Source organism: Streptomyces sp. LZ34, from assembly GCF_053890475.1.
The window spans coordinates 5,015,207-5,038,960 of record NZ_CM132680.1 but is presented as its reverse complement, the minus strand read 5'-3'; the positions used below and the strand labels follow the sequence as shown (position 1 = coordinate 5,038,960).

20 protein-coding genes and 1 pseudogene are annotated in these 23,754 nt (G+C 72.3%); 7 read left to right on the top strand and 14 right to left on the bottom strand.

The window, feature by feature from the left end; translation table 11 throughout:
- Positions 1 to 105 precede the first annotated feature (105 nt).
- Both ACWY4P_RS19885 and ACWY4P_RS19880 read right to left on the bottom strand, forming a co-directional pair.
- Entirely contained in the window at positions 106 to 435 is a 330-nt protein-coding gene (locus tag ACWY4P_RS19885) for a hypothetical protein (protein WP_456211882.1), read from the bottom strand.
- On the bottom strand, positions 432 to 1,373 hold the full coding sequence (locus tag ACWY4P_RS19880) for an SPFH domain-containing protein (protein ID WP_456212988.1): 942 nt from the start codon (positions 1,371 to 1,373) through the stop codon (positions 432 to 434). The genes ACWY4P_RS19885 and ACWY4P_RS19880 overlap by 4 nt, the downstream gene beginning before the upstream one ends.
- Positions 1,374 to 1,618: 245 nt before the next feature.
- On the opposite strand from ACWY4P_RS19880, the gene ACWY4P_RS19875 reads away from it, so the two are divergent.
- On the top strand, positions 1,619 to 3,874 hold the full coding sequence (locus ACWY4P_RS19875; protein ID WP_456211881.1) for a transglycosylase domain-containing protein: 2,256 nt from the start codon (positions 1,619 to 1,621) through the stop codon (positions 3,872 to 3,874).
- 64 nt (positions 3,875 to 3,938) lie between these two features.
- Here ACWY4P_RS19875 and ACWY4P_RS19870 read toward each other — a convergent pair whose 3' ends face one another.
- The 6 genes from ACWY4P_RS19870 to ACWY4P_RS19845 form a co-directional block, all read right to left on the bottom strand.
- Positions 3,939 to 5,951: a SpoIIE family protein phosphatase gene (locus tag ACWY4P_RS19870; RefSeq protein WP_456212987.1), complete on the bottom strand. Its 2,013-nt coding sequence runs from the start codon at positions 5,949 to 5,951 to the stop codon at positions 3,939 to 3,941.
- Between the two features lie 567 nt (positions 5,952 to 6,518).
- Positions 6,519 to 7,181 carry a class I SAM-dependent DNA methyltransferase gene (locus ACWY4P_RS19865; RefSeq protein ID WP_456212986.1) on the bottom strand — a complete coding sequence of 221 codons (663 nt, stop codon included), beginning with the start codon at positions 7,179 to 7,181 and terminating at the stop codon, positions 6,519 to 6,521.
- Between the two features lie 285 nt (positions 7,182 to 7,466).
- Positions 7,467 to 8,180, bottom strand: a complete 714-nt coding sequence (fomD, locus tag ACWY4P_RS19860) for a cytidylyl-2-hydroxypropylphosphonate hydrolase (RefSeq protein ID WP_456211880.1) — start codon at positions 8,178 to 8,180, stop codon at positions 7,467 to 7,469.
- Between the two features lie 57 nt (positions 8,181 to 8,237).
- Positions 8,238 to 9,593, bottom strand: a complete 1,356-nt coding sequence (locus ACWY4P_RS19855) for a class II fumarate hydratase (RefSeq protein WP_456212985.1) — start codon at positions 9,591 to 9,593, stop codon at positions 8,238 to 8,240.
- Between the two features lie 132 nt (positions 9,594 to 9,725).
- Complete coding sequence (locus ACWY4P_RS19850; protein ID WP_456212984.1) at positions 9,726 to 11,858, bottom strand: bifunctional polysaccharide deacetylase/glycosyltransferase family 2 protein; 2,133 nt, start codon at positions 11,856 to 11,858, stop codon at positions 9,726 to 9,728.
- A 125-nt stretch (positions 11,859 to 11,983) separates the two neighbouring features.
- Positions 11,984 to 12,391, bottom strand: a complete 408-nt coding sequence (locus ACWY4P_RS19845) for a hypothetical protein (protein WP_456211879.1) — start codon at positions 12,389 to 12,391, stop codon at positions 11,984 to 11,986.
- Positions 12,392 to 12,604: 213 nt separating this feature from the next.
- Here ACWY4P_RS19845 and ACWY4P_RS19840 point away from each other — a divergent pair, with 213 nt between their 5' ends.
- The gene (locus ACWY4P_RS19840; protein WP_456211878.1) at positions 12,605 to 13,672 is read left to right on the top strand and encodes a chitinase; all 1,068 of its coding nucleotides are present in this window, start codon (positions 12,605 to 12,607) and stop codon (positions 13,670 to 13,672) included.
- A gap of 54 nt (positions 13,673 to 13,726) precedes the next feature.
- On the opposite strand, the gene ACWY4P_RS19835 is transcribed toward ACWY4P_RS19840, so the two are convergent.
- Entirely contained in the window at positions 13,727 to 15,397 is a 1,671-nt protein-coding gene (locus tag ACWY4P_RS19835; RefSeq protein ID WP_456211877.1) for a fumarate hydratase, read from the bottom strand.
- Positions 15,398 to 15,543: 146 nt separating this feature from the next.
- Between ACWY4P_RS19835 and ACWY4P_RS19830 the strand changes: the two genes are divergently transcribed.
- Together ACWY4P_RS19830 and ACWY4P_RS19825 are read left to right on the top strand one after the other, a co-directional pair.
- Positions 15,544 to 16,218 carry a DUF1707 SHOCT-like domain-containing protein gene (locus ACWY4P_RS19830; RefSeq protein ID WP_456211876.1) on the top strand — a complete coding sequence of 225 codons (675 nt, stop codon included), beginning with the start codon at positions 15,544 to 15,546 and terminating at the stop codon, positions 16,216 to 16,218.
- Between the two features lie 149 nt (positions 16,219 to 16,367).
- Complete coding sequence (locus ACWY4P_RS19825) at positions 16,368 to 16,724, top strand: WhiB family transcriptional regulator (RefSeq protein WP_361729879.1); 357 nt, start codon at positions 16,368 to 16,370, stop codon at positions 16,722 to 16,724.
- Between the two features lie 93 nt (positions 16,725 to 16,817).
- On the opposite strand, the gene glpX is transcribed toward ACWY4P_RS19825, so the two are convergent.
- Positions 16,818 to 17,849 (bottom strand): class II fructose-bisphosphatase, encoded by a 1,032-nt coding sequence (gene glpX, locus ACWY4P_RS19820; protein ID WP_456211875.1) that lies wholly within the window; start codon positions 17,847 to 17,849, stop codon positions 16,818 to 16,820.
- Positions 17,850 to 18,019: 170 nt separating this feature from the next.
- Between glpX and ACWY4P_RS19815 the strand changes: the two genes are divergently transcribed.
- Complete coding sequence (locus tag ACWY4P_RS19815) at positions 18,020 to 18,559, top strand: DUF4245 domain-containing protein (protein ID WP_456212983.1); 540 nt, start codon at positions 18,020 to 18,022, stop codon at positions 18,557 to 18,559.
- A 155-nt stretch (positions 18,560 to 18,714) separates the two neighbouring features.
- Here ACWY4P_RS19815 and ACWY4P_RS19810 read toward each other — a convergent pair whose 3' ends face one another.
- From ACWY4P_RS19810 to xseA, 3 genes are all read right to left on the bottom strand, one after another.
- Positions 18,715 to 19,305: a malonic semialdehyde reductase gene (locus ACWY4P_RS19810; RefSeq protein WP_456211874.1), complete on the bottom strand. Its 591-nt coding sequence runs from the start codon at positions 19,303 to 19,305 to the stop codon at positions 18,715 to 18,717.
- A gap of 177 nt (positions 19,306 to 19,482) precedes the next feature.
- Positions 19,483 to 19,782 carry an exodeoxyribonuclease VII small subunit gene (locus ACWY4P_RS19805; protein ID WP_456211873.1) on the bottom strand — a complete coding sequence of 100 codons (300 nt, stop codon included), beginning with the start codon at positions 19,780 to 19,782 and terminating at the stop codon, positions 19,483 to 19,485.
- 10 nt (positions 19,783 to 19,792) lie between these two features.
- Entirely contained in the window at positions 19,793 to 21,013 is a 1,221-nt protein-coding gene (xseA, locus tag ACWY4P_RS19800) for an exodeoxyribonuclease VII large subunit (RefSeq protein WP_456211872.1), read from the bottom strand.
- Between the two features lie 54 nt (positions 21,014 to 21,067).
- Here xseA and ACWY4P_RS19795 point away from each other — a divergent pair, with 54 nt between their 5' ends.
- Positions 21,068 to 22,075, top strand: a complete 1,008-nt coding sequence (locus ACWY4P_RS19795) for a 4-hydroxy-3-methylbut-2-enyl diphosphate reductase (protein WP_456212982.1) — start codon at positions 21,068 to 21,070, stop codon at positions 22,073 to 22,075.
- Positions 22,076 to 22,159: 84 nt separating this feature from the next.
- Positions 22,160 to 22,984, top strand: coding sequence for a polyphosphate--glucose phosphotransferase (ppgK, locus tag ACWY4P_RS19790; RefSeq protein ID WP_456212981.1), 825 nt, complete (start codon positions 22,160 to 22,162; stop codon positions 22,982 to 22,984).
- A 70-nt stretch (positions 22,985 to 23,054) separates the two neighbouring features.
- Here ppgK and ACWY4P_RS19785 read toward each other — a convergent pair.
- Positions 23,055 to 23,285, bottom strand: a pseudogene (locus tag ACWY4P_RS19785) (DUF6542 domain-containing protein); the annotation flags it as partial.
- Positions 23,286 to 23,754 lie beyond the last annotated feature (469 nt).

The window sequence follows — 23,754 nt, the reverse complement described above, 5'->3', positions numbered from 1 at the left end:
ACACGATGCGTATACCTCGTGTGTATAGATGGAGAGAATAGAGCGTTTCCGCAGGTGAGAGGGTAGAGGGCCGGTGTGCCGCAGGGCTGTCTGTGGGGACCGGCGCTATTTCTCGTGGGGGTCGGGCTCCGGGGGCTGGGGGGTGCGGGGCGGGCGGCCGCGGCGGGGGATGGGGGCCGCGGCGCGGGGCAGCCGCCCCGCCTCCGCGAGCGCCTTGCGCAGCAGGAACTCGATCTGCGCGTTGGCGCTGCGCAGCTCGTCCGCGGCCCACCGCGCGAGCGCGTCGTGCACCGCGGGGTCGAGCCGCAGCAGCACCTGCTTGCGCTGCCGCGGCCGACGCCCGCCCGACCCCGGCGCGTCCGGCTCGGCGGACGCGCCGGGACCGCCGGCGTCCGAGGCCCCGGCGGCGTCCTCCCGCTCGCTGCGCTCCGTCACTGGTAGAGCGTGCCCGTGTTGAGGACCGGCTGCGGGGCGCGGTCGCCGCACAGCACGACCATCAGGTTGCTGACCATCGCCGCCTTGCGCTCGTCGTCCAGCTCGACGATCTGCTCCTCGGCGATCCGGGCCAGCGCGGCCTCGACCATGCCGACCGCGCCGTCCACGATCTCGCGGCGCGCCGCGACCACCGCGCCCGCCTGCTGGCGCTGGAGCATCGCGGAGGCGATCTCGGGGGCGTAGGCGAGGTGGGTGAAGCGCGACTCGACGATGCGCACCCCGGCCGCCTCGACCCGCGCGTGCAGCTCGGCGGCGAGCTTCTCGGTGATCTCCTCGGCGTTGCCACGCAGCGACAGCGCGTCCTCGTCGTGCGCGTCGTACGGGTACTCGATGGCGATATGGCGCACCGCGGCCTCGGTCTGGGTGGAGACGAACTCTCGGTAGTCGTCCACCTCGAACACCGCCTGGGCGGTGTCCTCGACCCGCCAGACGACGACGGCGGCGAGCTCGATCGGGTTGCCGTAGGCGTCGTTGACCTTGAGTACCGGGGTCTCGTGGTTGCGCACCCGGGTGGAGATCTTCTTGCGGCTGGCGAACGGGTTGACCCAGCGCAGCCCCTCGGTGCGGAGGGTGCCCTTATAGCGGCCGAAGAGCTGGACGACACGGGCCTGGCCCGGCGCGATCGCGCACAGCCCGCGCATCGCGATGAGGGAGGCGATGAGCACCGCGACGCCGAGGAGGATCAGCGCGGGGTTGCCGTTGTCCTCGTAGTCGTACTCGGAGGTGTCGGTTCCGGCCGCGATGAGGAAGGGGCCCGCGACCAGTCCGGCCAGGCCGAGCAGCAGTACGAGCCCGCCGCTGATGCTGCGCGCGGGCCGCTCGCGGACCTGGGGCCGGGGCGGGGCCGGTATGTCGGCCGTGGGTGTGATGTCAGGCATATCAGGCATGAAGGGGTCCCCCGTTTTCGCTGGTACGTGGGTGGTGCGTGGCCATGTGGTCCTAGCAAAGTGATAGCACTTTTTGGGGAGGAGGCAACCCCTTGCGGCGGTCGGACGTCAGTTCCTATGGGGTGGGTGCTCTTTGTCACCTTCGGAAAAAGCTTGATCGATGAGTATTTGACGTCAGTTGCGGTGTTAGCTTCATGAGCTGGGTTGGGGGCTGACGTACAGGAGCAGCGGGAGAGATGGGCAGAGCGGAAGAGCGGCGGGCGCGACAGAAGAGCGCTCGCAGAGCCAAAAAGGGCGCCACAAAGAACGGCAAGAAGACCGGCATACGCCGCTTCTTCACCTGGAAGATGGTGCTGGGCTACTTCTTTTCGATGGGGCTGCTGCTCATCGGTGCCTTTCTGGTGCTCTACTTCATGGTCGATGTGCCCGACGCCAACGCCCTCGCCAAGGCGGAGGCCAACGTCTACAAGTACAGCGACGGCAGCATCATGGCGAAGACGGGCGACGTCAACCGTGAGTCCGTACCGCTGTCGAAGATCCCCAAAGAGGTGCAGCACACCTTTGTCGCCGCCGAGAACAAGGACTTCTACACCGACCCCGGCGTCTCTTTCACCGGCACCGCGCGCGGCATCGTCAACACGCTTCTGGGCCGGGGCAAGCAGGGCGGCTCGACCATCACCCAGCAGTACGTCAAGAACTATTACCTCAGCCAGGAACAGACCGTCAGCCGCAAACTGAGGGAGCTGGTGATCTCCCTCAAGGTCGACCAGCAGCAGTCCAAGGACGACATCCTGGCGGGGTATATCAACACCAGCTACTACGGGCGCAACGCGTACGGCATCCAGGCCGCCGCCCGCGCGTACTACGACAAGGACGTCGGCGAGCTCACCGTGGCGCAGGGCGCCTACCTCGCCGCGGTGCTGCAGGCCCCCAGCCAGTACGACTACTCGGTGGCCGGCCCCAACGGCAAGCGGCTGGTCGAGCAGCGCTGGAACTACGTCCTGGACAACATGGTCGAGAAGCACTGGCTGGACGCGAGCGAGCGCAAGGGCCTGACGTTCCCCGAGCCCATCGAACCCCGCCCCACCCCCGGCCTCGACGGCCAGACGGGCTACTTCGTCGAGGCCGCCAAGCAGGAGCTGCTCAAGACCGGGGTGAGCGAGGACGAGCTCGCGGCCGGCGGCTGGACGATCACCCTCAACATCGACAAGAAGAAGCAGAAGGCCCTGGAGAAGGCGGTCCACACCCAGCTGACCGCCAAGCTCAAGCCGAAGACGCGCACGGTCGACAAGCACGCCCAGGTCGGCGCGGTCTCGGTGAACCCCAAGAACGGCGCGATCGTGGCGATGTACGGCGGTGCGGGCGCCACCCAGCACTGGACCAACAACGCCACCCGCGAGGACTACCAGCCCGCCTCGACCTTCAAGCCGCTCATCCTCGCCGCCGCGCTGGAGAACGACTCCACCACCCAGGACGGCACGGCGATCAGGGCCAACACCGTCTACGACGGCGACAGTGAGCGGCCGGTCAAGGACGACGGCGGCGAGGTCGGTTTCGCCCCGCCGAACGAGGACGACAAGGACTACGGTCCGATCAGCGTCCAGATCGCGATGAACAACTCCGTCAACTCGGTCTTCGCGCAGATGGCGGTGGACGTCGGCCTGGACAAGGTCAAGAAGACCGCGACCGAGCTGGGCATGAACGCCAAGGCGGGCGGCTTCGACGTGGCCCCCGCGATGTCGCTGGGCGTCATGGGCGCCAGCCCCAAGGACATGGCCGGTGTCTACGCCACCCTCGACAACCACGGCAAGAAGGTCACCCCCTCGATCCTGAAGTCGGCGGAGAAGGGCGGCGAGCGCGCCGAGCTGCCCGACACCACGGGGGACGAGGTGATCAGCCGCACCGCGGCGGACTCCGTGACCTCGGTCCTGACCGGCGTGGTGGACGAGGGCACCGGCTCGGCCGTACGGCAGAAGGGCCAGGCCGTCGCGGGCAAGACCGGCACCTCCGACGAGAACAAGTCCGCCTGGTTCACCGGCTACACCCCCGACCTGGTCACCTCGGTCGGCATGTTCGGCGAGGCCAAGGGCGGCAAGCAGGTGACGCTGACCGGCACCGGCGGCGGCGGACGCGTCAACGGCGGTGGCTATCCGGCCGAGATCTGGGCCGCGTACATGGGCGCGGCGCTCGACGGCCAGGGAACCGCCAAGTTCGACCTGGACACCGACATGGGCGCGGCCGTTCCGCCGCCCACGAGCAACAGCCCCAGCACCCCGCCCACCAGCGCGTCGACGGACCCGACGACCTCCGCCCCGCCGACGAGCAACAGCCCGACGGCCTCCTCGTCCCCGCCCACCACCCCGCCGACGACGCCCCCGACCTCGGGCACCACGCCGCCGACCGACACCACCACGCCGCCCACGACCCCGCCGACCTCGCCCTCCCTGGACACGCGCGGCGGACGCAACAAGCGGCTGGGCGGCAACGGATGAGCTGATACACGGCACGGCGGCGGGCGGGGCCTTCGCGGCCCCGCCCGCCGCCGTATGAGGTGCTTCAGGGCCGCGGCGGCATCGCCAGCTCGAACCACACGACCTTGCCCGTGCTCAGCCGGGTCGCACCCCACCGCCGCGCCATCCGGTTGACCAGATAAAGCCCGCGCCCGCCCTCGTCGGACGGCCGGGCCTGGCGCAGCCGCGGCAGCTGCGGCACATCGTCCCCGACCTCGCAGCGCAGCACGTCCGTCCGCAGCAGCCGCAGCGTCACCGGCCGCTCCGCGTACCGCACGGCGTTGGTGATCACCTCGCTGACCAGCAGCTCCACCGCGTCGGTCAGATCGTCCAGGTCCCACCGGGCCAGCGCCCGCCGCGCCAGCCGGCGCGCCTGCCCGGCCGTCTGCGCCTTGGGATCCAGGAACCAGTAGGCGACGTCGCTCGGCGCGATCCCCTCGAAGCGGGCCGCCAGCAGCGCCACATCGTCGTCCCGGTCGCCCGGGCCGAGCATGTCCAGCACCTCGTCGCACAGCGGCTCCAGCGGCGGCGGGTTGGGGCCGGTGAGCCGGGCGGTCGCCGTCAGACGCTCGCGCAGCTGCTCGATCCCGGTCCACACATCGCGCATCCGCGACTCGACGAGACCGTCGGTGTAGAGCATGAGAGTGGCGCCCGCGGGCGCGTCCAGCTCGACCGCCTCGAAGTCGACGCCGCCGACCCCGATCGGCGCGCCAGGCGGCACCCGCAGCACCTCCGCGCGCCCGCCGCGGTGCAGCAGCAGGGGTGGCGGATGGCCCGCGTTGGCCACCACGATGCGGTGCGCGACCGGGTCGTAGACCGCGTACAGGCAGGTAGCCATGCGGTCCGTGCCCAGCCGCTGCGCCTGCTCGTCGAGGTGGTGCAGCACCTCCTGCGGTGGCAGGTCGAGCCCGGCCAGGGTCTGCGCGGTGGTGCGCAGCTGGCCCATGATCGCGGCCGAGGTCATGGAGTGGCCCATCACATCGCCGACCACCAGCGCGACGCGGTTGCCCGGCAGCGGGATCGCGTCGTACCAGTCGCCGCCGACCCGCGCCGTCTCGGCGGCCGGGAGGTAGCGGCTGGCCAGCCGCACGCCCGTGGGCTGCGGCAGTGAGTCGGGCAGCATGGTGCGCTGCAGCTCGTCGGCGATGTACACCTCACGGCCGTACAGCACCGCCTTGTCGACGCCGAGCGCGGTGTGCGTGGCCAGCTGGGCGGCGACCAGCAGATCGTCCGGCTCGAACGGCGGCCGGTCGGGGCGGCGTACGAACACGGCGGCGCCGATCACCCGACGCCGCCCCCGCAGCGGCGCCAGGACCGTGCGCTGGCCCGTGGCCACCGACGTGCTCTCACCGAGCAGTTCGGGCAGCGCGGCCCGGGCGGCCGAGGAGTCGCCGAAGACCGGCCGCACCCCGCGCAGCACCTCGTTCAGCGGACCGCCCGCCTCCACCTCGCACAGCTCGGCCGCCGGGCCGCCGCCCACGGCGGGCGACAGGTCCGGCTGCGAGGGCAGCAGCGGCAGCCGCCCGCTCTCGGTGTCCGGGTCCAGCGGGATGCGGTCGGTACGGCGCAGCCGCAGCACGACCGGGCCCACCGGGCGCTCGTCGCCGACCGGCAGCGGGTCGCGCAGATAGACCAGGATCGCGTCGGCGAAGGTCGGCACGGTGGCCCGGCACAGGCCCAGCACGATCTCGTCCAGGTCGATGCCGCGCGCGATCCGCCGGGTCGCCGCCCCGACGAACCGCAGCCGGTCCCCGCCCCGGTCCCGCGCGGCGGCCGCCTCGGCGGCGACCGTCCCTCCCCCCGGCGGCACCGCGGGCAGTCCGCCCTCGGGCGCGCGGTAGCCGACCTCGGCCGCGGCCCGGGCGTCGCCCACCCCGGCCGGCGGGTGCTCGCCCGCGGCCGCGCCGCGCCGGGCGGCTCCCCGGGCGTCGCGGCCGCGCCGCCCGCCCGTGCCGTCGCTCCCCGCGGCCGGGGGCTCGGCGCCGGGGCCGGGATCGCCGTCCCGCGCTCCGGGGCGGCGTGCCGCGCCCCTGGCGGCGTTGTGGTCCGCGTCCCACACAGGCTCGCCCTCCGGTGTGCCGTGCTCCGGCTGCGCCGGGTGCTCATTTACCGCGTCACTGGCCGAATCGCCGGCCGCCGGGTCACGGCGGCCCGAACCCGCCCCGGCCCGCCGCCCCGCCGTACCGCCACCGCGCTGCCCGGCGGTACCGCCACCGCGCTGGTCGGCCGCCGGGCTTCCGCCGCGCTGCCCGGCCCCCTGGCCGCGGCCTCGGCGCCGGCCCGTGGCGGGCCGCTCCTCGGGCGTGGCCTGGCCGCGCGGGCGGGCCGCGCCCGGCTCGGCGGCCCCGACGGGGCCGGGGTCCGCGGCCGGGCCCTGGCCGGAGGCCGGGCCGGCCGCGGGAAAGGCCGGGCGTGGCCGCCCGCCGTCCGGCTCCTGGCCGGGGGCAGCGGCCCGTCGTACGGCGGTCCGCGGGTCCGGGACCGCGCCGTGCGCGTCCTCGGGCGCGCCCGAGGCGGCGGCTGGGCTGGTGGCCTGCCGCTCGTTGTGGGAGGTGGGGTGCTCCGTCACGCGTGGGTTTCCATCCGTCCGGGGCCATGCGCCCTGTTCGTCCGGGCGCACCGAGTGTCAGACACGTCGTCGGCAGTGCAGATAGAGCTGGATCTCGGGTGGTACGTCCGTACTGGCCGGGGCGTACGAGTGCGAGTCCTCCCCGGTGATCTCGAAGCCCGCGTCCTGCACGACCCGCCGCAGTTCTTCCCGCAGGTAACCGGATACCCGCACCGAGTTGCCCAGGAACGGGATCGCGAAGTCGTCCACGTCCGCCTCGACCATGGCCAGGGCCAACAGGCCCTCGGGTCTCAGCAGTCCGCGCAGTGCCCGCAGGGCGTACGGAATCTCCGGGCGCGGCAGCATCAGCAGCGAGAAGAAGGCGACGACCGCGTCGAACTCGCCCAGGTCCCGCGACCCGCCCGGCCCGTAGCGGCCACCGGAGCGCAGGTCGACGATGTCCACCTGGTGGAAGGTGGCGGTCGGGATGTTGTTCCGGGCCAGCTTGAGCATGCCCGGGGAGATGTCGATGCCGACCAGGTCGTGTCCGGCGTCGGCGAGCTGACGGGCCGTGGGAAGGCCCGTGCCGCAGCCGACGTCGAGCACTCGGGAGCCGGGCGCGAGGGCGCCGGCCAGCCATCGGCCGGCCGCGATCTGGCCGTCCTTGTGCGGGAACGCCTCGTCGTAGCGGTCGCCGATCGTGTCGAAGGCCTCCGCCTGCCCGCTGCGGTCCAGCGCCAGGCGGTCGAAGTCCTCGAACCCCTCGTAGTCGTCGGCGTAGTCGTCGCCCTCTGTGCGGCCTGTGCCTGCTGGACCTTCTGGGCTCTCCGTCACCGTCACCGGCCCCCCGTCTCCCGCCGCCCCGTGGACGTGCCGGCCTCCCTCACCGCTCACGCCTCCGCCCCCTCCTGTGACCGCGTCAGATGTCACGCCTCATTCGTGAGTTGCGCCACCGTCTGGTTTTTCACGAGTGCAGTCTTCCGGACGACGATCCTACGTTTGAAACACAGGGGCGCAGCAAGAGGTTCAGGACCTCGAGTGCGCCGACGTGCGATACCGGTCGGTACGGACGGCCGGCCGTTGCCAGTCCGCCGGCAGCGCGGGGACGGTCCACACCGGGTCCGGACGCCAGTCCTCCCAGCCCTCCCGGAACGGCGCTCCCCAGGATTCGATGAGACCGACGGCGGCCCGCCCCGCGGCCCGTACGCGCTCGGCCTGCTCAGGGGTCATCAGGCCGACGCGCTGGGCCTGCGCGAACTCGTCCTCGTCCTTCCATTCCCAGCTGCGGTCCGGGTAGACCGCGATGTCCAGGAAGTGGTCCTCCGAGTCGATGCCGCCGCTCCAGCGCAGCCGTGGCTCCTCCAGGTTCACGTACCAGTTCTTGAACCGCCAGTCACCCTCCCAGAACAGCCACACCGACCACGGCTCACCGGGCCGGGCGAGCTTGAGGACCCCGGTGCCCAGCCACGAGGACAGCGCGGTGGTGCGCGGCTTGGTGTAGCGGGTGGACAGCGGCTCGCGGTGGACCGAGGTGCCGTCGGTGAGCTGCGGCTTGACGCAGTCGGTGCCGGGCGCCAGCCAGACGGCGAGCAGCTCCGCGGTGTCCTGGACGACGGTCACGGGGCGGCAGATGTGGATGCGCTCGCCGGCGTTGGCGCGGTAGCGCCACAGGATATGGTCCCCCGGCGCCCATCGAGCGGTGTCCGCCGTGCCCGTCGTCTCCACGATGTCCGCTGTCATGAGCAGATCTTAGGTGGGCCGGCGGCACCACGCCGTGACCTGTACCGCAACACCGCGTTACGGGTGGGTCATCCGCAACACGTCGAGCGCCTCGTCCAACTGCTCCACGGTCAGCAGCCCGCGCTCCACATACCCCGACTCCAGGACCACCTCGCGGATGGTCTTCCGCTCGGCCAGCGACTTCTTGGCCACCTTCGCCGCCTCCTCGTAGCCCAGGTAGCGGTTGAGGGGGGTGACGACGGAAGGGGAGGACTCCGCGTACTCGCGGGCGCGCTCCACGTTGGCGGTGATCCCGTCGACCGTGCGGTCGGCCAGCAGCCGGGAGGCGGCCGCGAGCAGCCGGATGGACTCCAGCAGGTTCTTGGCGATGACCGGGAGCATCACATTGAGCTCGAAGTTTCCGGCCGCCCCGGCCCAGGCCACGGTCGCGTCGTTGCCGGTGACCTGGGCGGCGACCATGAGCACCGCCTCGGGGATCACCGGGTTGACCTTCCCCGGCATGATCGAGGAGCCGGGCTGCAGATCGGGCAGGGCGATCTCGGCGAGCCCGGTGCGCGGCCCGGAGGCCATCCAGCGCAGATCGTTGGCGATCTTGGTGAGGGAGACCGCGAGGGTGCGCAGCTGGCCGGAGGTCTCCACCAGGCCGTCGCGCGCGCCCTGCGCCTCGAAGTGGTTGCGGGCCTCGGTGAGCGGCAGCGCGGTGGCGCGGGCCAGCTCGGCGATGACGGCGGCGGAGAAGCCGGGCGGGGTGTTGATGCCGGTGCCCACGGCGGTGCCGCCCAGCGGCAGTTCGGCCAGCCGGGGCAGCGCGGCGCGCAGCCGCTCGGCCCCGTAGCGGACCTGGGCGGCGTATCCGCCGAACTCCTGGCCCAGCGTCACCGGCGTCGCGTCCATCAGGTGCGTACGGCCCGCCTTGACGACGTCGGCGAACTCCGCCGCCTTGCGCTCCAGCGCCGCCGCGAGGTGGTCGAGCGCCGGGATCAGGTCGGCGGTGACGGCCGCGGTGGCCGCGATGTGGATGGAGGAGGGGAAGACGTCATTGGACGACTGGCTGGCGTTGACGTGGTCGTTGGGGTGGACCTCGCGGCCCAGCCGCTCGCTCGCGAGGGTGGCCAGCACCTCGTTCATGTTCATGTTGGAGGAGGTGCCCGAGCCGGTCTGGAAGACGTCGACGGGGAAGTGCTCGTCCCAGCGGCCCTCGGCGACCTGCGCCGCCGCGTCCGCGATCGCCTCCGCGACCTCGGCGTCGACCACGCCGAGCGCCGCGTTGACGCCGGCGGCCGCGGCCTTGATCCGCGCCAGCGCCTCGATGTGCGCGCGCTCCAGACGCTGCCCGCTGACGGGGAAGTTCTCCACCGCCCGCTGGGTCTGGGCGCGCCACTTGGCGTGCGCCGGGACCCGCACCTCACCCATGGAATCGTGCTCGATGCGGTACTTCTCGTCGGGCAACTTCTCGTCGGACACGGCAGCCCCACCTCCACTCTGCACAGCACCCGCCGTGCCCGGCCTGTTCCCGCTCCCACGCGGGTGATCGCGTGAGCCGGGTCACCGTACGGCCCCCGGCGCCGGCGTGCGGGGGGTGTCCACCTCGCCGGTGCGCCGCAGCTTCTGCCACGGCAGCAGGGCACCGGTCGCCGCGGTGACACAGGAGTGCAGCAGCACCAGATACATCAGCTGCCGGTAGGCGATCTGCTGAAGCGGCAGCGCGAGCAGCGGACCGTACCGCTCCCCGTCCAGCCGGAAGGCGTACGCCGCGCCGAGCAGCTGCACCAGCATCAGCGCCGACCACGCCAGCAGCGACTTCACCGGGTCGACGAAGACCGCCCCGTACAGCGTGAACAGGTCGATCAGCGGTGCGCACAGCGGCGCGACCACCTGGAAGAGGACCACCAGCGGCATCCCGACCCGGCCGAAGCGCCCCGAGGGACCCCGGTCGACCAGCGAGCGGCGGTGCTTCCACAGCGCCTGCATGGTGCCGTAACTCCAGCGGTAGCGCTGCCGCCACAGCTGGCCCAGCGAGCCGGGCGCCTCGGTCCAGGCGCGGGCGCTGTCCTGGTAGACGACGCGCCAGCCGGCCCGGTGCAGGGCGATCGTGATGTCGGTGTCCTCGGCCAGGGTGTCGGCGCTCATGCCGCCCACATCCAGCAGGGCGCGGCGGCGGAAGGCGCCGATCGCGCCGGGGATGGTGGGCATGCAGCGCAGCAGGTCGTACATCCGCCGGTCGAGGTTGAAGCCCATCACGTACTCGATGTGCTGCCAGGCGCCGATCAGGCCGGCGCGGTTGCCGACCTTGGCGTTGCCCGCGACCGCGCCGACGCCCGGGTCGGCGAAGGGGCGGACCAGCTCGCGCACGGTGCCGGGCTCGAAGACGGTGTCGCCGTCCATCATGACGATCAGGTCGGAGCGGGCCTCGGCGATGCCGTGGTTGAGGGCCGCGGCCTTGCCCGCGTTCTCCTGCCGCAGCAGCCGTACGTTCGGCAGGCCCAGGGCGCGCACGATCTCGGCGGTGCCGTCGGTCGAGCCGTCGTCCACGACCAGGATCTCGATCGGGTGGGTGCTGGCGGCCAGCGAGTTCACCGTGTTGGCGATGCACTCCTTCTCGTTGTACGCGGGCACGATCACGCTCACCGGCTCGTCCACCGCCCGGCCCCAGGTGAAGCGCCGCCGGTCGCGGGCGCGCCGGTGCCACCAGGCCAGCACCGCCATCATCAGCAGCCGGGCGAGCACCGCCAGGCCCACCACGGCCAGCAGCCAGGCCAGCCCCGGCATGGCGAACTGGGTGAGCGCCGCCGCCCAGATCAGGGCCCTGCCCTGCCACACGCGCGCCCCGTCGGCCGGGTGGACGGCGGCCCCGGCGCCGAGCGCCCCGGTGACCGTGGCGAAGGTGTAGCCCTTCGCCTTCATCCGCTCGATGTACGTCCCCAGCGCCCGGACGGTCCGCGAGCGGTCGCCGCCCGCGTCGTGGAAGAGCACGGCGGCGCCCTTCCCGGCCTTCGGGGTGGCGTTGCGGACGATCCGCTCGACCGCCGGGCGCCGCCAGTCCCGGCTGTCGACGTCGATGAACGCGCTGATGTAGCCCCGGTCGCCCAGATACCGCTGGACCGGCCAGGTCCGGTCGTCGAGCGCGCCGAGCGTCGAGGCGTACGGGGCGCGGAAGAGCGAGCTGCTGATGCCGGCCGCGCCGGCCAGCGCCAGCTGGGACTGCGCCAGCTCGCGGTCCACCCGGTCGCGGTCCTGGTAGGCGAGGTCGGTGTGGGTGAAGGTGTGCACGCCGATCTCATGGCCGGCGGCCCGCATCCGGCGCACCAGGGAGGGGTTGCGGACCACCATCTGGCCGAGCACGAAGAAGGTGCCCGGTACGTCGTGTTCGCGCAGCACCTTCAGGATCTTGGGGGTCCAGCGGGGGTCGGGGCCGTCGTCGAAGGTCAGCGCGATGGTCCGGGCCGGGATGCGGTGGCCGGTGGGCCTGCCGTGGTCGTCGAAGGTGAGCACCGGGCCGCCGTCGCGGACCCGGTGGGGGACGTCGTGGGCGTGGTACGAGCGGTGCACCCGGGCGTCGTTGCCGACCTCGGCGTGCAGATAGCCGTCCAGCAGCATCCCGCAGACCAGCGCGACCAGGGTGGCCACCCCGAGCACCATGCGCAGCCGGGGGACGGCGTGCCGCCCGGCGGCGGCCATCCGGGACACCGCGCGCCGGGATACCCGCCGGGGGCGGGGCTGCGGCCGGGGCCGGGTCGGGGGCACGGGCGCCGCCGGGTGTCTGCGGCGGCGCGGGCGCGGCAGCCCCGGCTGTCTGCCGCCGCTCATCGCGCCCTGGCCTCCGTCCGGCGGTCGGCGTGCCGGTCGGCGCGCCGGGCGGCTCCGGCCGAGGCGGAGGGCTTGTCGGGCGAGGGCTTGCGGGCCGAGGGGTGGCCGCGCCGGGTGTCCTTCGCGTCCTGGGCGGCCGACTCGACGGCGGCGCCGGGGGCGGGGCCGGCGCCGGGGCCGGGGCCGGGGGCCAGGGTGTCGGGGGCGACGGCGGTGCCGCCCGAGAAGCCCGTTCCCAGGAGGGCCGTGTACCCGAGGACCGCGGCCCCCGCGACCACGCCCGCGTGCCGCAACAGGCGGGCGCGGCGCCCGGAGAGGTCCACGAACACGGGCCCCGCCGTGGCGTCGTCCGCGGCGAGGAGGCGCGCCGGCGTGCGCTCGGCCACGTCTGACTGAGGGTCCATGAGCCAGAGGCTAATGCAGCAAATAGGATTTTCCGCATATAGATAAACAGTGCGGTGTGTCATAGCCCATGACGGACCATTTGGTGTGCGAGTTTGGAATGGCGGACGAAGCGCCGCCGCCGAAGGCTGGGGGAGGCTGAGGCGCCCCGGAGGCGCACAAGGCATCCGGCGGGCCCGCGCCCGGCTTCCCGTACCGGAAGGAGAGCACGTCGCGTGAGGGCCATCTCCACCCCGCGCCTGGGCGGCTACACCACGCTCGCCGCGGCGGTCTGCGCCGCCGTCGCCGTATGGGCCGGCGGCGAGCGGCCGCCCCCGCGGCTCGCGTCCCCGACCGCGTCCCCGACCGCACACCCACCCGCGCACCCGCCCGTGCCCCAGCCGGTCCCCGGCCGCGCCGATGTGCCGTTGGTGCCGTACGTCAGCGCCTGGGCGGCCTCCGGGTACGACATGACCGCGGCCGCCGCGCGCGGCGTCAGGGAGTTCACCATGGGGTTCGTCATCGCGGGCGAGGGCTGCGCCCCCGTCTGGGACGGCGGGATCCCGCTGGCCGACCGGGCGCTGACGGCCCGTATCGCCGCCGTGCGCCGGGCCGGGGGCGAGGTGCGGGTCTCCTTCGGCGGCGCGGCCGGCCGGGAACTGGCCACGGCCTGCGCCGATGTGCCCGAACTCGCCACCGCCTACGCCGCGGTGATCGACCGTTACGGCTTCACCAAGGCCGACTTCGACATCGAGGGCGCCACCCTCGCCGACCCCGTCTCCGCCACCCGCCGGGCGCGCGCCATCGCGCTGCTCCAGCGCGCCCGCCCCGGCCTGGACGTCTCCTTCACCCTGCCCGCCATGCCCTACGGCCTGACCGAGGACAGCAGCGCCCTGCTCGCCAACGCCCGGGCCCAGGGCGTCGCCGTCTCGGGCGTGAACATCATGGCCATGAACTACGGCGGCGAGCACACCGGCGACATGGGCCGGTACGCCGTCCAGGCCGCCCTCAACGCCCACGGCCGGATCCGCGGCGTCCTCGGCCTCTCCGCGGCCGCGGCCTGGAAGACCCTCACCGTGACCCCGATGATCGGGGTCAACGACGTCTCCGGGGAGGTCTTCACGCTCGAGGACGCCGCCGGGCTCGCCCGGTTCGCCGCGGCCAAGGGGATCGGCCGGCTGTCCATGTGGTCCGCCGAGCGCGACCGCCCGTGCCCCGCACGCGCCGGCGCCCCCGGGCCGGACCCCGCCTGTAGCGGCGTGGCCCAGCGCCCGGGGGCGTTCGAGGCGGTGCTGACCGGCTGAGCGGGGCCGGCCGAACGGGGTCCGGCCGAACGGGGTCCGGCCGAGCGCGTGTGATCAGGTCTGCGGGCGGACCGGGATGCTGGTGACGAACGGCTGGGACGGGCCCGGGTCGGTGAAGAAGTCGTTCCCCTTGTCGTCGACCACGACGAAGGCGGGGAAGTCCTCGACCTCGATCTTCCAGACCGCCTCCATGCCCAGCTCCGCGTACTCCAGGACCTCCACCTTCTTGATGCAGTCCTGGGCCAGCCGCGCCGCCGGGCCGCCGATCGAGCCGAGGTAGAAGCCGCCGTGCGCCTGGCAGGCCTCGGTGACCTGCCGGGAGCGGTTCCCCTTGGCCAGCATGACGTGCGAGCCGCCGGCCGCCTGGAACTGCTCCACGTACGCGTCCATGCGGCCGGCCGTCGTCGGCCCGAAGGACCCGGAGGCGTAACCCTCGGGGGTCTTGGCCGGGCCCGCGTAGTAGACGGCGTGGTCGCGCAGGTACTGCGGCATCTCCTCGCCCGCGTCCAGCCGCTCCTTGATCTTCGCGTGCGCGATGTCGCGGGCGACGACCAGCGGGCCGGTGAGCGAGAGCCGGGTCTTGACCGGGTACTTGGTCAGCTCCGCCCGGATCTCGTCCATCGGCCGGTTGAGGTCGACGCGGACCACGTCGTCGTCCGACAGGTGCTCGTCGGTGGTCTCCGGCAGGTAGCCGGCCGGGTCGGTCTCCAGCTGCTCCAGGAAGACGCCCTCGGGCGTGATCTTCGCCAGCGCCTGGCGGTCGGCGGAGCAGGAGACGGCGATGGCGACCGGGCAGGACGCGCCATGCCGGGGCAGCCGGACCACCCGTACGTCATGGCAGAAGTACTTGCCGCCGAACTGCGCGCCGATCCCGATCCGCTGCGTCAGCTCGAAGACCTTCTCCTCCAGCTCCTTGTCGCGGAAGCCGTGACCGGTGGGGGAGCCCTCGGTGGGCAGCTCGTCCAGATAGTGCGCCGAGGCGTACTTCGCGGTCTTGAGCGCGTACTCCGCGCTGGTGCCGCCGACCACGATCGCCAGGTGGTACGGCGGGCAGGCCGCGGTGCCCAGCGAGCGGATCTTCTCCTCCAGGAACTTCATCATCGAGGCCTCGTTGAGGACCGCCTTCGTCTCCTGGTAGAGGAAGGACTTGTTGGCCGAGCCGCCGCCCTTGGCCATGAAGAGGAACTTGTACGCGCCGCCGTCGGTCGCGTACAGCTCGATCTGGGCGGGCAGGTTGGAGCCGGTGTTCTTCTCCTCCCACATGGTCAGCGGGGCCATCTGGGAGTAGCGCAGATTGAGCTTGGTGTACGCGTCGTACACGCCGTGCGACAGGGCCTCCTCGTCGCCGCCCTCGGTCAGCACGTTCTGCCCGCGCTTGCCCATCACGATGGCCGTGCCGGTGTCCTGGCACATCGGGAGCACGCCCGCGGCCGCGATGTTGGCGTTCTTCAGCAGGTCGAGCGCGACGAAGCGGTCGTTGGGGCTGGCCTGGGGGTCGTCCAGGATGCGGCGCAGCTGGGCGAGGTGGGCCGGGCGCAGATAGTGCGAGATGTCGTGCATCGCCTCCGCCGCGAGCTTGCGCAGCGCCTCCGGCTCGACCTTGAGGAACGTACGCCCGTCGGCCTCGAAGGTGCTCACGCCCTCGGAGGTCACCAGGCGGTACGGCGTGGTGTCTTCACCCAGGGGCAGCAGGTCCGAATAGGCAAACTCTGGCATCGCGGCCATTCCTCACTCGACGGGGTTACGGCTGACATCGTCGACAGCGGACACCAGCGTAGAACGGGGCCGGACGGCCGGATCTGTGAGGTCGGGCATACGGACGTCCCCCTGACCCCTAGTCGCGATACATCGCGACTGGGTACTCTGGCCGGGTGACTGAGCAGCAGCCGGTGCCCCTGACGAAAACCGCCCCCGCACCCGCCCCCGCACCCTTGTCCACCGCGGAGTTGCGTGCCTCGGACGCGGACCGCGACGGGATCGCGGACATCCTGCGCGAGGCGCTGGCCGAGGGCAGGCTCGACCCCGAGGAGCACGCCGAGCGGATCGACGCGGTCTACCGGGCCAAGACCGTCGGCGAGCTGGAGCCCCTGGTCCGCGATCTGCCCGCGGCCGCGGTGCCCGGCCGCGCCGCCGCCCCGGGGCCGGGGGGTCTGGGGCCGCACGGGGCCCGTACCCTCCCCGCCTCCGAGAACCTGACCGCGGTCTTCGGCGGCGCGGTGCGCAAGGGCCGCTGGCGGGTCAGGCGCACCACCCATGTCCTCGCGGTGTTCGGCGGCGTCGAAATCGACCTGACCGAGGCGCTGTTCGAGCAGCGGGAGATCGTCATCGACGTCTGCGCCGTCTTCGGTGGAGTCGAGATCAAGGTCCCGGAGAACGTCACGGTCAGGGGCGACGGCGGGGGCATTTTCGGCGGATTCGAGATCAAGACGTATGAGGCCCCGGACCCGGACGCCCCGGTCATCGTGGTGCGGGGATTCGCCTTCTTCGGCGGTGCCGAGGTCAAGCGCAGGCGCGGAAAACGCCTGAAGAACCTACGTTCATATTGAATTCCCGGCCGGGGCAACGGTGTGCATAAGCACGCGCACAGCGGGTAAGGCTTGGTGCATCGTCTCTCGTACGGCTGATGGGGGTGCTAACGGGCCGTACGGGCCAGGCGGGCAAGGGTGACCACCGGAGCCGTCGTCAGGAGTAGACCGTGCTGCAACCGCATCAGCCCCTGCTGGACGCCGCCGTGCCCCCGCAGCGCATCCCCGCTCGGGATCAGGCAGGCCCCTGGCACTCGGAGGCTGTGTGCCGCCGGGACGAGGCCGGGCTGTTCTTCGCTCCCTCGAAGGAGCCCACGGCTGCGCGGCTGTCGCGGGAGGAGGCCGCCAAGCGCGTCTGTGCGCGCTGCCCGGTCATGGTCGAGTGCCGCGAGCACGCCCTGCTCCAGCCGGAGCCGTACGGGGTGTGGGGCGGGCTGACCGCGGCCGAGCGCCGCGTCGTGCTGGCCCGCCGGCGGCGTCGCGAGGCGGAGCTCCAGCGCACCGTGCGGGTGGCGGCCGCCGGCTGACCGAGCCTGCAAAAAGCTGACCGAGCCTGCAAAAAAAGCCTGCAAAAAAAGGGGGGCCCCGCCGGGGAGGAGGGGCCCCGCCCGTGAGGGGTGTTATCGGGCGCGGTCGAAGTCGACCGACGCGTAGGCGCGCAGCTTGGACAGCCGGTGGGTGGAGTCGATCTGCCGGATGGTCCCCGACTTGGAGCGCATCACCAGCGACTGGGTGGTCGCGGTCTCCGCGCGGTACCGCACCCCGCGCAGCAGATCGCCGTCGGTGATGCCGGTGGCCACGAAGAACACGTTGTCGCCGCTGACCAGGTCGTCCGTCTCCAGTACCTGGTCGAGGTCGTGGCCGGCGTCGATGGCGCGCTGCCGCTCCTCGTCGTCCTTGGGCCAGAGCTGGGCCTGGATGGTGCCGCCCAGACACTTGATCGCGCAGGCCGCGATGATGCCCTCCGGCGTACCGCCGATGCCCAGCAGCAGGTCCGCGCCGGCGCCCTCACGCACGGCCATGATCGCGCCGGCCACGTCGCCGTCGGAGATGAACTTGATCCGGGCGCCCGCCTCCCGGATCTCCTTGACGATGTTCTCGTGCCGGGGCCGGTCGAGCACGACCACCGTGACGTCCTCGGGGCTGGACTTCTTCGCCTTCGCGATCCGGCGGATATTGACGCCCGGCGGCGCGGTGATGTCGACGAACTCGGCCGCCTCGGGGCCGGTGGCCAGCTTGTTCATGTAGAAGACCGCGGACGGGTCGAACATGGTGCCGCGATCGGCGACGGCCAGGACGGATACCGCGTTCGCCATGCCCTTGGCGGTGAGTGTGGTGCCGTCCACCGGGTCCACGGCCACGTCGCACTCCGGGCCGGTCCCGTCGCCCACTCGCTCTCCGTTGAAGAGCATGGGCGCTTCGTCCTTCTCGCCTTCGCCGATCACCACGACACCGTTCATCGACACGGTGTGGACGAGGGAGCGCATGGCCTTCACGGCGGCGCCGTCGGCGCCGTTCTTGTCGCCGCGTCCCACCCAGCGACCGGAGGCCATGGCACCGGCCTCGGTGACCCGGACGAGCTCCAGGGCCAGGTTGCGGTCGGGGGCCTCGGGGCTGACTTCCAGCTGGGACGGCAGATGATGCTCGGTCATCGGATCGCACCTTTCTGTACGGCGACGGCCGGATGTGAGGGTGATTCGTGCTTTTCGGGGAGCTGGGGACAGCCCCCCGAAAAGCACACTATCCGCTGATTACGAATGTGAGCAGAGGGCCCCACGCATGAGCACGGCTGCCATGAGGGACGATAGGGGGCGTGGCAGGTATGCGAGGCAAAGAGACGGTGCGGGACATGGTGCTGTCGGTGGCGGCGATAGGCGCCGTCGCAGCGGGCATCTACGTCTTCGCCATTCCGCGCGACGACAGCAAGAATCCGCTGAAGACGGTCGACTACAGGGTAGAGCTGATCACCGCCCGGCGCGCGGCGCCGTATCCGGTGGCCGCGCCAAAGCCCGGCAGCCTGCCCAAGGGCTGGCGCGCGACTTCGGTGACGTATGGGCCCGTGCCGTCGTCGCAGGCGGAGGGCACGGCCTGGCACCTCGGCTTCCTCACCCCGGAGGAGGAGTACGTCGCGGTCGAGCAGAGCGACGCCAAGGCGGGGCCGTACGTCGCCGACGTCACCCAGCAGGCGAAGAAGACGGCCAAGACGCAGCGGATCGACGGCAAGGAGTGGGTCCGCTACAAGGGCGACAAGTACGACGCGCTGGTGAGTACGGAGCCGGGTGTGACCACGGTGGTCACCGGCACGGCGTCGTTCGGGCAGCTGACGGAAATGGCCGCCGCGCTCAACACGGAGAAAGGCTGAGCGCGACGGCCGGGGTGCCGCTCTTCTTTTCGGGGCTCGGTTCGCCGCCGGGGCGCCTCAGCCCCTGTCGACGGTCGACCGTGCTCGGCCCTCCGTAAGGCTCACTCGCCGCGGGGAGAACGCGGCGGCGGCGTCCCGCTGGGGGGAGCGGGGGCTCAGACGGCGGTCACGACCTGGTCGTAGGCCAGCCGCGGGCTGCGCGGGAACGAGGCGTTCTCGCCGGGCTTGCCGATGTTGATGATCACCAGCGGGGTGTGGTCGTCATCCAGGAACTCCTTCTGCACACCGGCCGGGTCGAAGCCCGTCATCGGGCCAGCGGCCAGACCGGCGGCGCGGATGCCCAGGATGAAGTAGCCGGCCTGGAGTGAGGCGTTCAGCGACGCGGCCTGCTCACGGGCGGCGCGCTCGGCGAAGAAGACGTCCTTGGCCTGCGGGAAGTGCGGGAAGAGCGTGGGCAGCTCCTCGTGGAACTCGTTGTCCGCGGCGAGGATCGCGACCAGCGGGGCGGTGGCCGTCTTGGCCTGGTTGCCCTCGGCCATGTGCGGGACCAGGCGCTCGCGGGCCTCGGCCGAGCGGACCAGCACGACCCGCAGGGGCGACTGGTTGAAGGCGGTGGGGGCGTACTTGACCAGGTCGTAGATCGCCTGCACCTGCTCGTCGGTCACCGGCTCGTCGGTGAAGGTGTTGGCGGTGTGGGCCTCGCGGAAGAGGAGGTCCTGGGCGGCGGGGGCGAGGGCGAGAGACATGGGCGTGAACAACCTTCTGCTTGCTGTGGGGGTGGTGCTTACGGAGCCCCACCATACGCGGATTAGGTTAACGTTCAACTAAACTGCGGGTAGGGTGTTCCGAATCACAGCGAAATCACAGCGGAGCGTCATGGTGGCGGCTGCCGCGGCACAGCAGAGGCCGCGGCAGCCCGCCCGTCAGCCCTCGCCGTCTCCCTTGTCCCCGCTCCCGTCCTCGCCTTCGTCCCCCTCCGCCGTCTCGGCCAGCGCCGCGTCCAGCCGCGCCCGGGCGCCCTCCAGCCAGCGGCGGCAGACCTTCGCCAGCTCCTCGCCGCGCTCCCAGAGGGCGAGCGACTCCTCCAGAGTCGTCCCACCCGCCTCCAGGCGGCGCACCACCTCGACCAGCTCGTCGCGCGCCTGCTCATAGCCGAGCGTGGACGCCTCGGCCGGGCTCCCGGCGGCCTTCGCCTTCTCCGCCTTCTCTTCGGTCTTCGCCATGCCGCACAGCCTATTCAGAGGGGCTGACAACGGCGCGGACCGTGAACTCGCCCTCGGCGACCCGCGCCCTGAGCTCCTCGTCCGCGCTCACCTCGGCCGCCGCCCGCACCACCGACCCGTCCGCGTGCTGTAGCACCGCATAGCCGCGCCGCAGCGTCGCGGCGGGGGACAGGGCCACCACCCGGGCGTGGGTGTGCGCCAGCTCCGAGTCCGCCCGGTCCAGCAGATGCCCAAGGCAGCGCCGGCCGCGGTCGAGCAGCCCCGAGACCTGCCCGGCCCGCTCGTCCACCATCCGGTGCGGCTGCCGCAGGCACGGCCGGGCCAGCGCCGCCGCGAGCCCCCGCTCCTCCCGGTCCAGCAGGCCGCTCGCACTGCGCAGCGCGCGCTCGCGCAGCTGCTGGATCCGTACCAGCTCCTCGCCCACGTCCGGCACGACCTTCTTGGCCGCGTCGGTGGGCGTGGAGGCGCGCAGGTCGGCGACCAGGTCCAGCAGCGGCGAGTCCGGCTCGTGTCCGATCGCCGAGACCACCGGGGTGGCGCAGGCCGCCACGGCCCGCACCAGCTGCTCGTCGGAGAAGGGCAGCAGGTCCTCCACGCTGCCGCCGCCGCGCGCCACGATGATCAGGTCCACGTCCGGCAGCGCGTCCAGCTCCTGGACCGCCTCGATCACCTGCGGCACGGCATGGACGCCCTGCACCGCGACATTGCGCACCTCGAAGCGGACCGCGGGCCAGCGCAGCCGCGCGTTCTCCAGCACGTCGCGCTCGGCCGCCGAGGCCCGCCCGCAGACCAGCCCTATCAGCTGCGGCAGGAACGGCAGCGGCTTCTTCCGGTCGGCCGCGAACAGGCCCTCCGCCGCCAGCGACTTCTTCAGCAGCTCCAGCCGGGCCAGCAGCTCCCCGACCCCGACCGGCCGGATCTCGGCGGCCCGCAGGGACAGCTGGCCGCGCGGCGCGTACCACTCCGGCTTGGCGTGCACCACCACCCGCGCACCCTCGGTGACCGTGTCCGCGACCTTGTCGAAGACGGCGCGGAAGCAGGTGACGGTGAGCGAGATGTCGTACGAGGGGTCGCGCAGGGTCAGAAACACCACCCCGGCGCCGGGGCGCCGGGACAGCTGGGTGATCTGCCCCTCGACCCACACCGCCCCGAGCCGGTCGATCCATCCACCGATCAGCCGGGACACCTCGCCGACCGGGATCGGCGTCTCCGCGGACGTGTTGACAGCCATGTGCGCGAGCGTATCGGCCGCCACCGACAATGACCCGGGTCCATGGCCCCTACCATGGTGAACATGACCGCAACGACAGCCCGCCGGGTCCTGCTCGCGGCCCCCCGCGGCTACTGCGCCGGCGTGGACCGTGCCGTGATCGCCGTCGAGAAGGCCCTCGAGCAGTACGGGGCGCCGATCTACGTGCGCAAGGAGATCGTCCACAACAAGTACGTCGTGCAGACCCTCCAGAAGAAGGGCGCGATCTTCGTCGACGAGACGGAGGAGGTGCCCGAGGGATCCATCGTGATCTTCTCGGCCCACGGCGTCGCGCCGGTCGTCCACAAGGAGGCCGAGCAGCGCCGGCTCGCCACCATCGACGCGACCTGCCCGCTGGTCACCAAGGTCCACAAGGAAGCCGTCCGGTTCGCCAAGGAGGACTACGACATCCTCCTGATCGGCCACGAGGGCCACGAGGAGGTCATCGGCACCAGCGGCGAGGCGCCCGACCACATCACCCTCGTCGACGGCCCGAAGGATGTGGAGAACGTCCGGGTCCGCGACGAGTCCAAGGTCGTCTGGCTGTCCCAGACCACGCTCTCCGTCGACGAGACGATGGAGACCGTGGACGCGCTCAAGGAGCGGTTCCCGGCGCTGATCAGCCCGCCCAGCGACGACATCTGCTACGCCACGCAGAACCGCCAGATCGCGATCAAGCAGGTGGCCGCCGAGGCCGACCTCGTCATCGTCGTCGGCTCCAAGAACTCCTCCAACTCGGTGCGGCTGGTCGAGGTCGCCCTCGGCGCCGGCGCCAAGGCCGGTCATCTGGTCGACTTCGCCGGCGAGATCGACGAGGCCTGGCTGGAGGGCGTGACGACGGTCGGCGTGACCTCGGGCGCCTCGGTGCCGGACGTGCTGGTCGAGGGCGTGCTGGAGTGGCTGGCGGAGCGCGGCTTCGGGGACGTCGAGGTCGTCCAGCCGATGCGGGAGAGCCTCACCTTCTCGCTGCCCAAGGAGCTGCGCCGCGACCTGAGGGCCGAGGCGGCGGCCGCGGTGGACGCCACTCCTGCCGACACCCTCTAGCCTTCGATCATGGAAACGACGCACACCGCACCGCAGCAGCAGGCGCAGCAGCAGCCCGCCGCCCGTCCCGGCGACGCCGACGCCGTGCGTGTCCTGGGTGTGGACATCGGCGGTTCGGGCATCAAGGGCGCTCCGGTGGATCTGGCGCGCGGGGACCTGGCCGAGGAGCGCTTCAAGGTCCTCACCCCGCACCCGGCCACGCCCGACGCGGTGGCGGAAAGCGTCCGGGAGGTCGTCGACTCCTTCGGCTGGCGCGGGCGGCCGGTCGGGGTGACCTTCCCGGGCGTGGTGACGAGCGGTACGACGCGCACCGCCGCCAACGTCGACAAGAGCTGGATCGGCGTCGACACGGCGGCGCTGCTCGGCGCGCGGCTGGGGTCGCCGGTCACGGTGGTCAACGACGCGGACGCGGCCGGCATCGCGGAGATGACCTTCGGCGCCGGGCGCGGCCGTACGGGCACGGTCGTCCTGCTCACCTTCGGGACCGGCATCGGCAGCGCGGTCTTCATCGGCGGGCGCCTGGTGCCCAACACCGAGCTGGGCCATCTGGAGCTGGGCGGCCACGAGGCGGAGAAGCGGGCCTCGACCAAGGCCAAGGACGACCACAACCTGAGCTGGCACAGCTGGGCCCACCGGGTGCAGAAGTACCTCGAGCACCTGGAGATGCTGTTCTCGCCCGAGCTGTTTGTGATCGGCGGCGGGGTGAGCCGCAAGGCGTCGAAGTTCCTGCCGCTGATCGAGGGGCTCAAGGCCGAGATCGTGCCTGCGCAGCTGTTGAACAACGCGGGGATCGTGGGGGCCGCGATGGCTGCCCAGGCCGCGACGGCTGATCGGGCCTCGACGGCTGAACGGGCCGCGACCCGCGACTCTGCTGCTGCTCCCACTGCTGCCGCTGGTTCCGCCGACTGACCAGGGCGCCCTTGCGCGCCAGGACGATCAGCGAGGTCAGCAGCGTCCCGGCGTAGAGCCAGCCGGCGGTCAGCGACAGCGAGGTGAACACGCCCATCGCCTGCCCGCCCAGGCCCGCCGTTCCCTCGTTGATCGGCAGCAGCCCGACCGCGAACGCGATCGGCACCCCGACCGGCGCCGCGGCCAGGTCCACCGGCCGCACCCACAGCCCGCAGGCCGTGCCCACCAGCAGGAAGACCACGCCGTACGAGACGGTGGAGCCGGAGAACAGCAGCGCGTCCAGGCACCCGAAGGCCAGCATGGCGACGGTGGCCAGCAGCCCCGCCCCGAAGCCGGTGAGGCGCGGGGCGGGACAGCGCAGCCCGGCCGCCGCACGCCGCACCGTCGGCCCCACGGCGCCCACCGCCGCCGCGGCGCCCGGCCCGGGCCGCCGCGCCGCCACCGGCCCGCGCGCCGCCTCGCCCGCCCCGCCTCTGTACCTGTCGCGGCCGGCCCGGCTGTCCTGGCTGTCCTGGCTCACATCTCTGTCGTCCGCTGCCGGGCGGGGCGGCGGGGCGTATGAGCGGCGCGGGGTACGGGTGCTGTATTGCTCCACCCGACCAACGTAGGTCGAGGGGCGGTGAGAATCCGGCGTTGGACACGCCCTTCGCAGGACCTTGGCAGTGTGTTCGACCGATTGTCAGTCCGGCCGGGTGACGCGGAGCGGCCCCGTAGACTGGTGCATCGGCCCCGTCGCGGGCCTCGTCTCTGTCGTCACATTCTCGCTATGG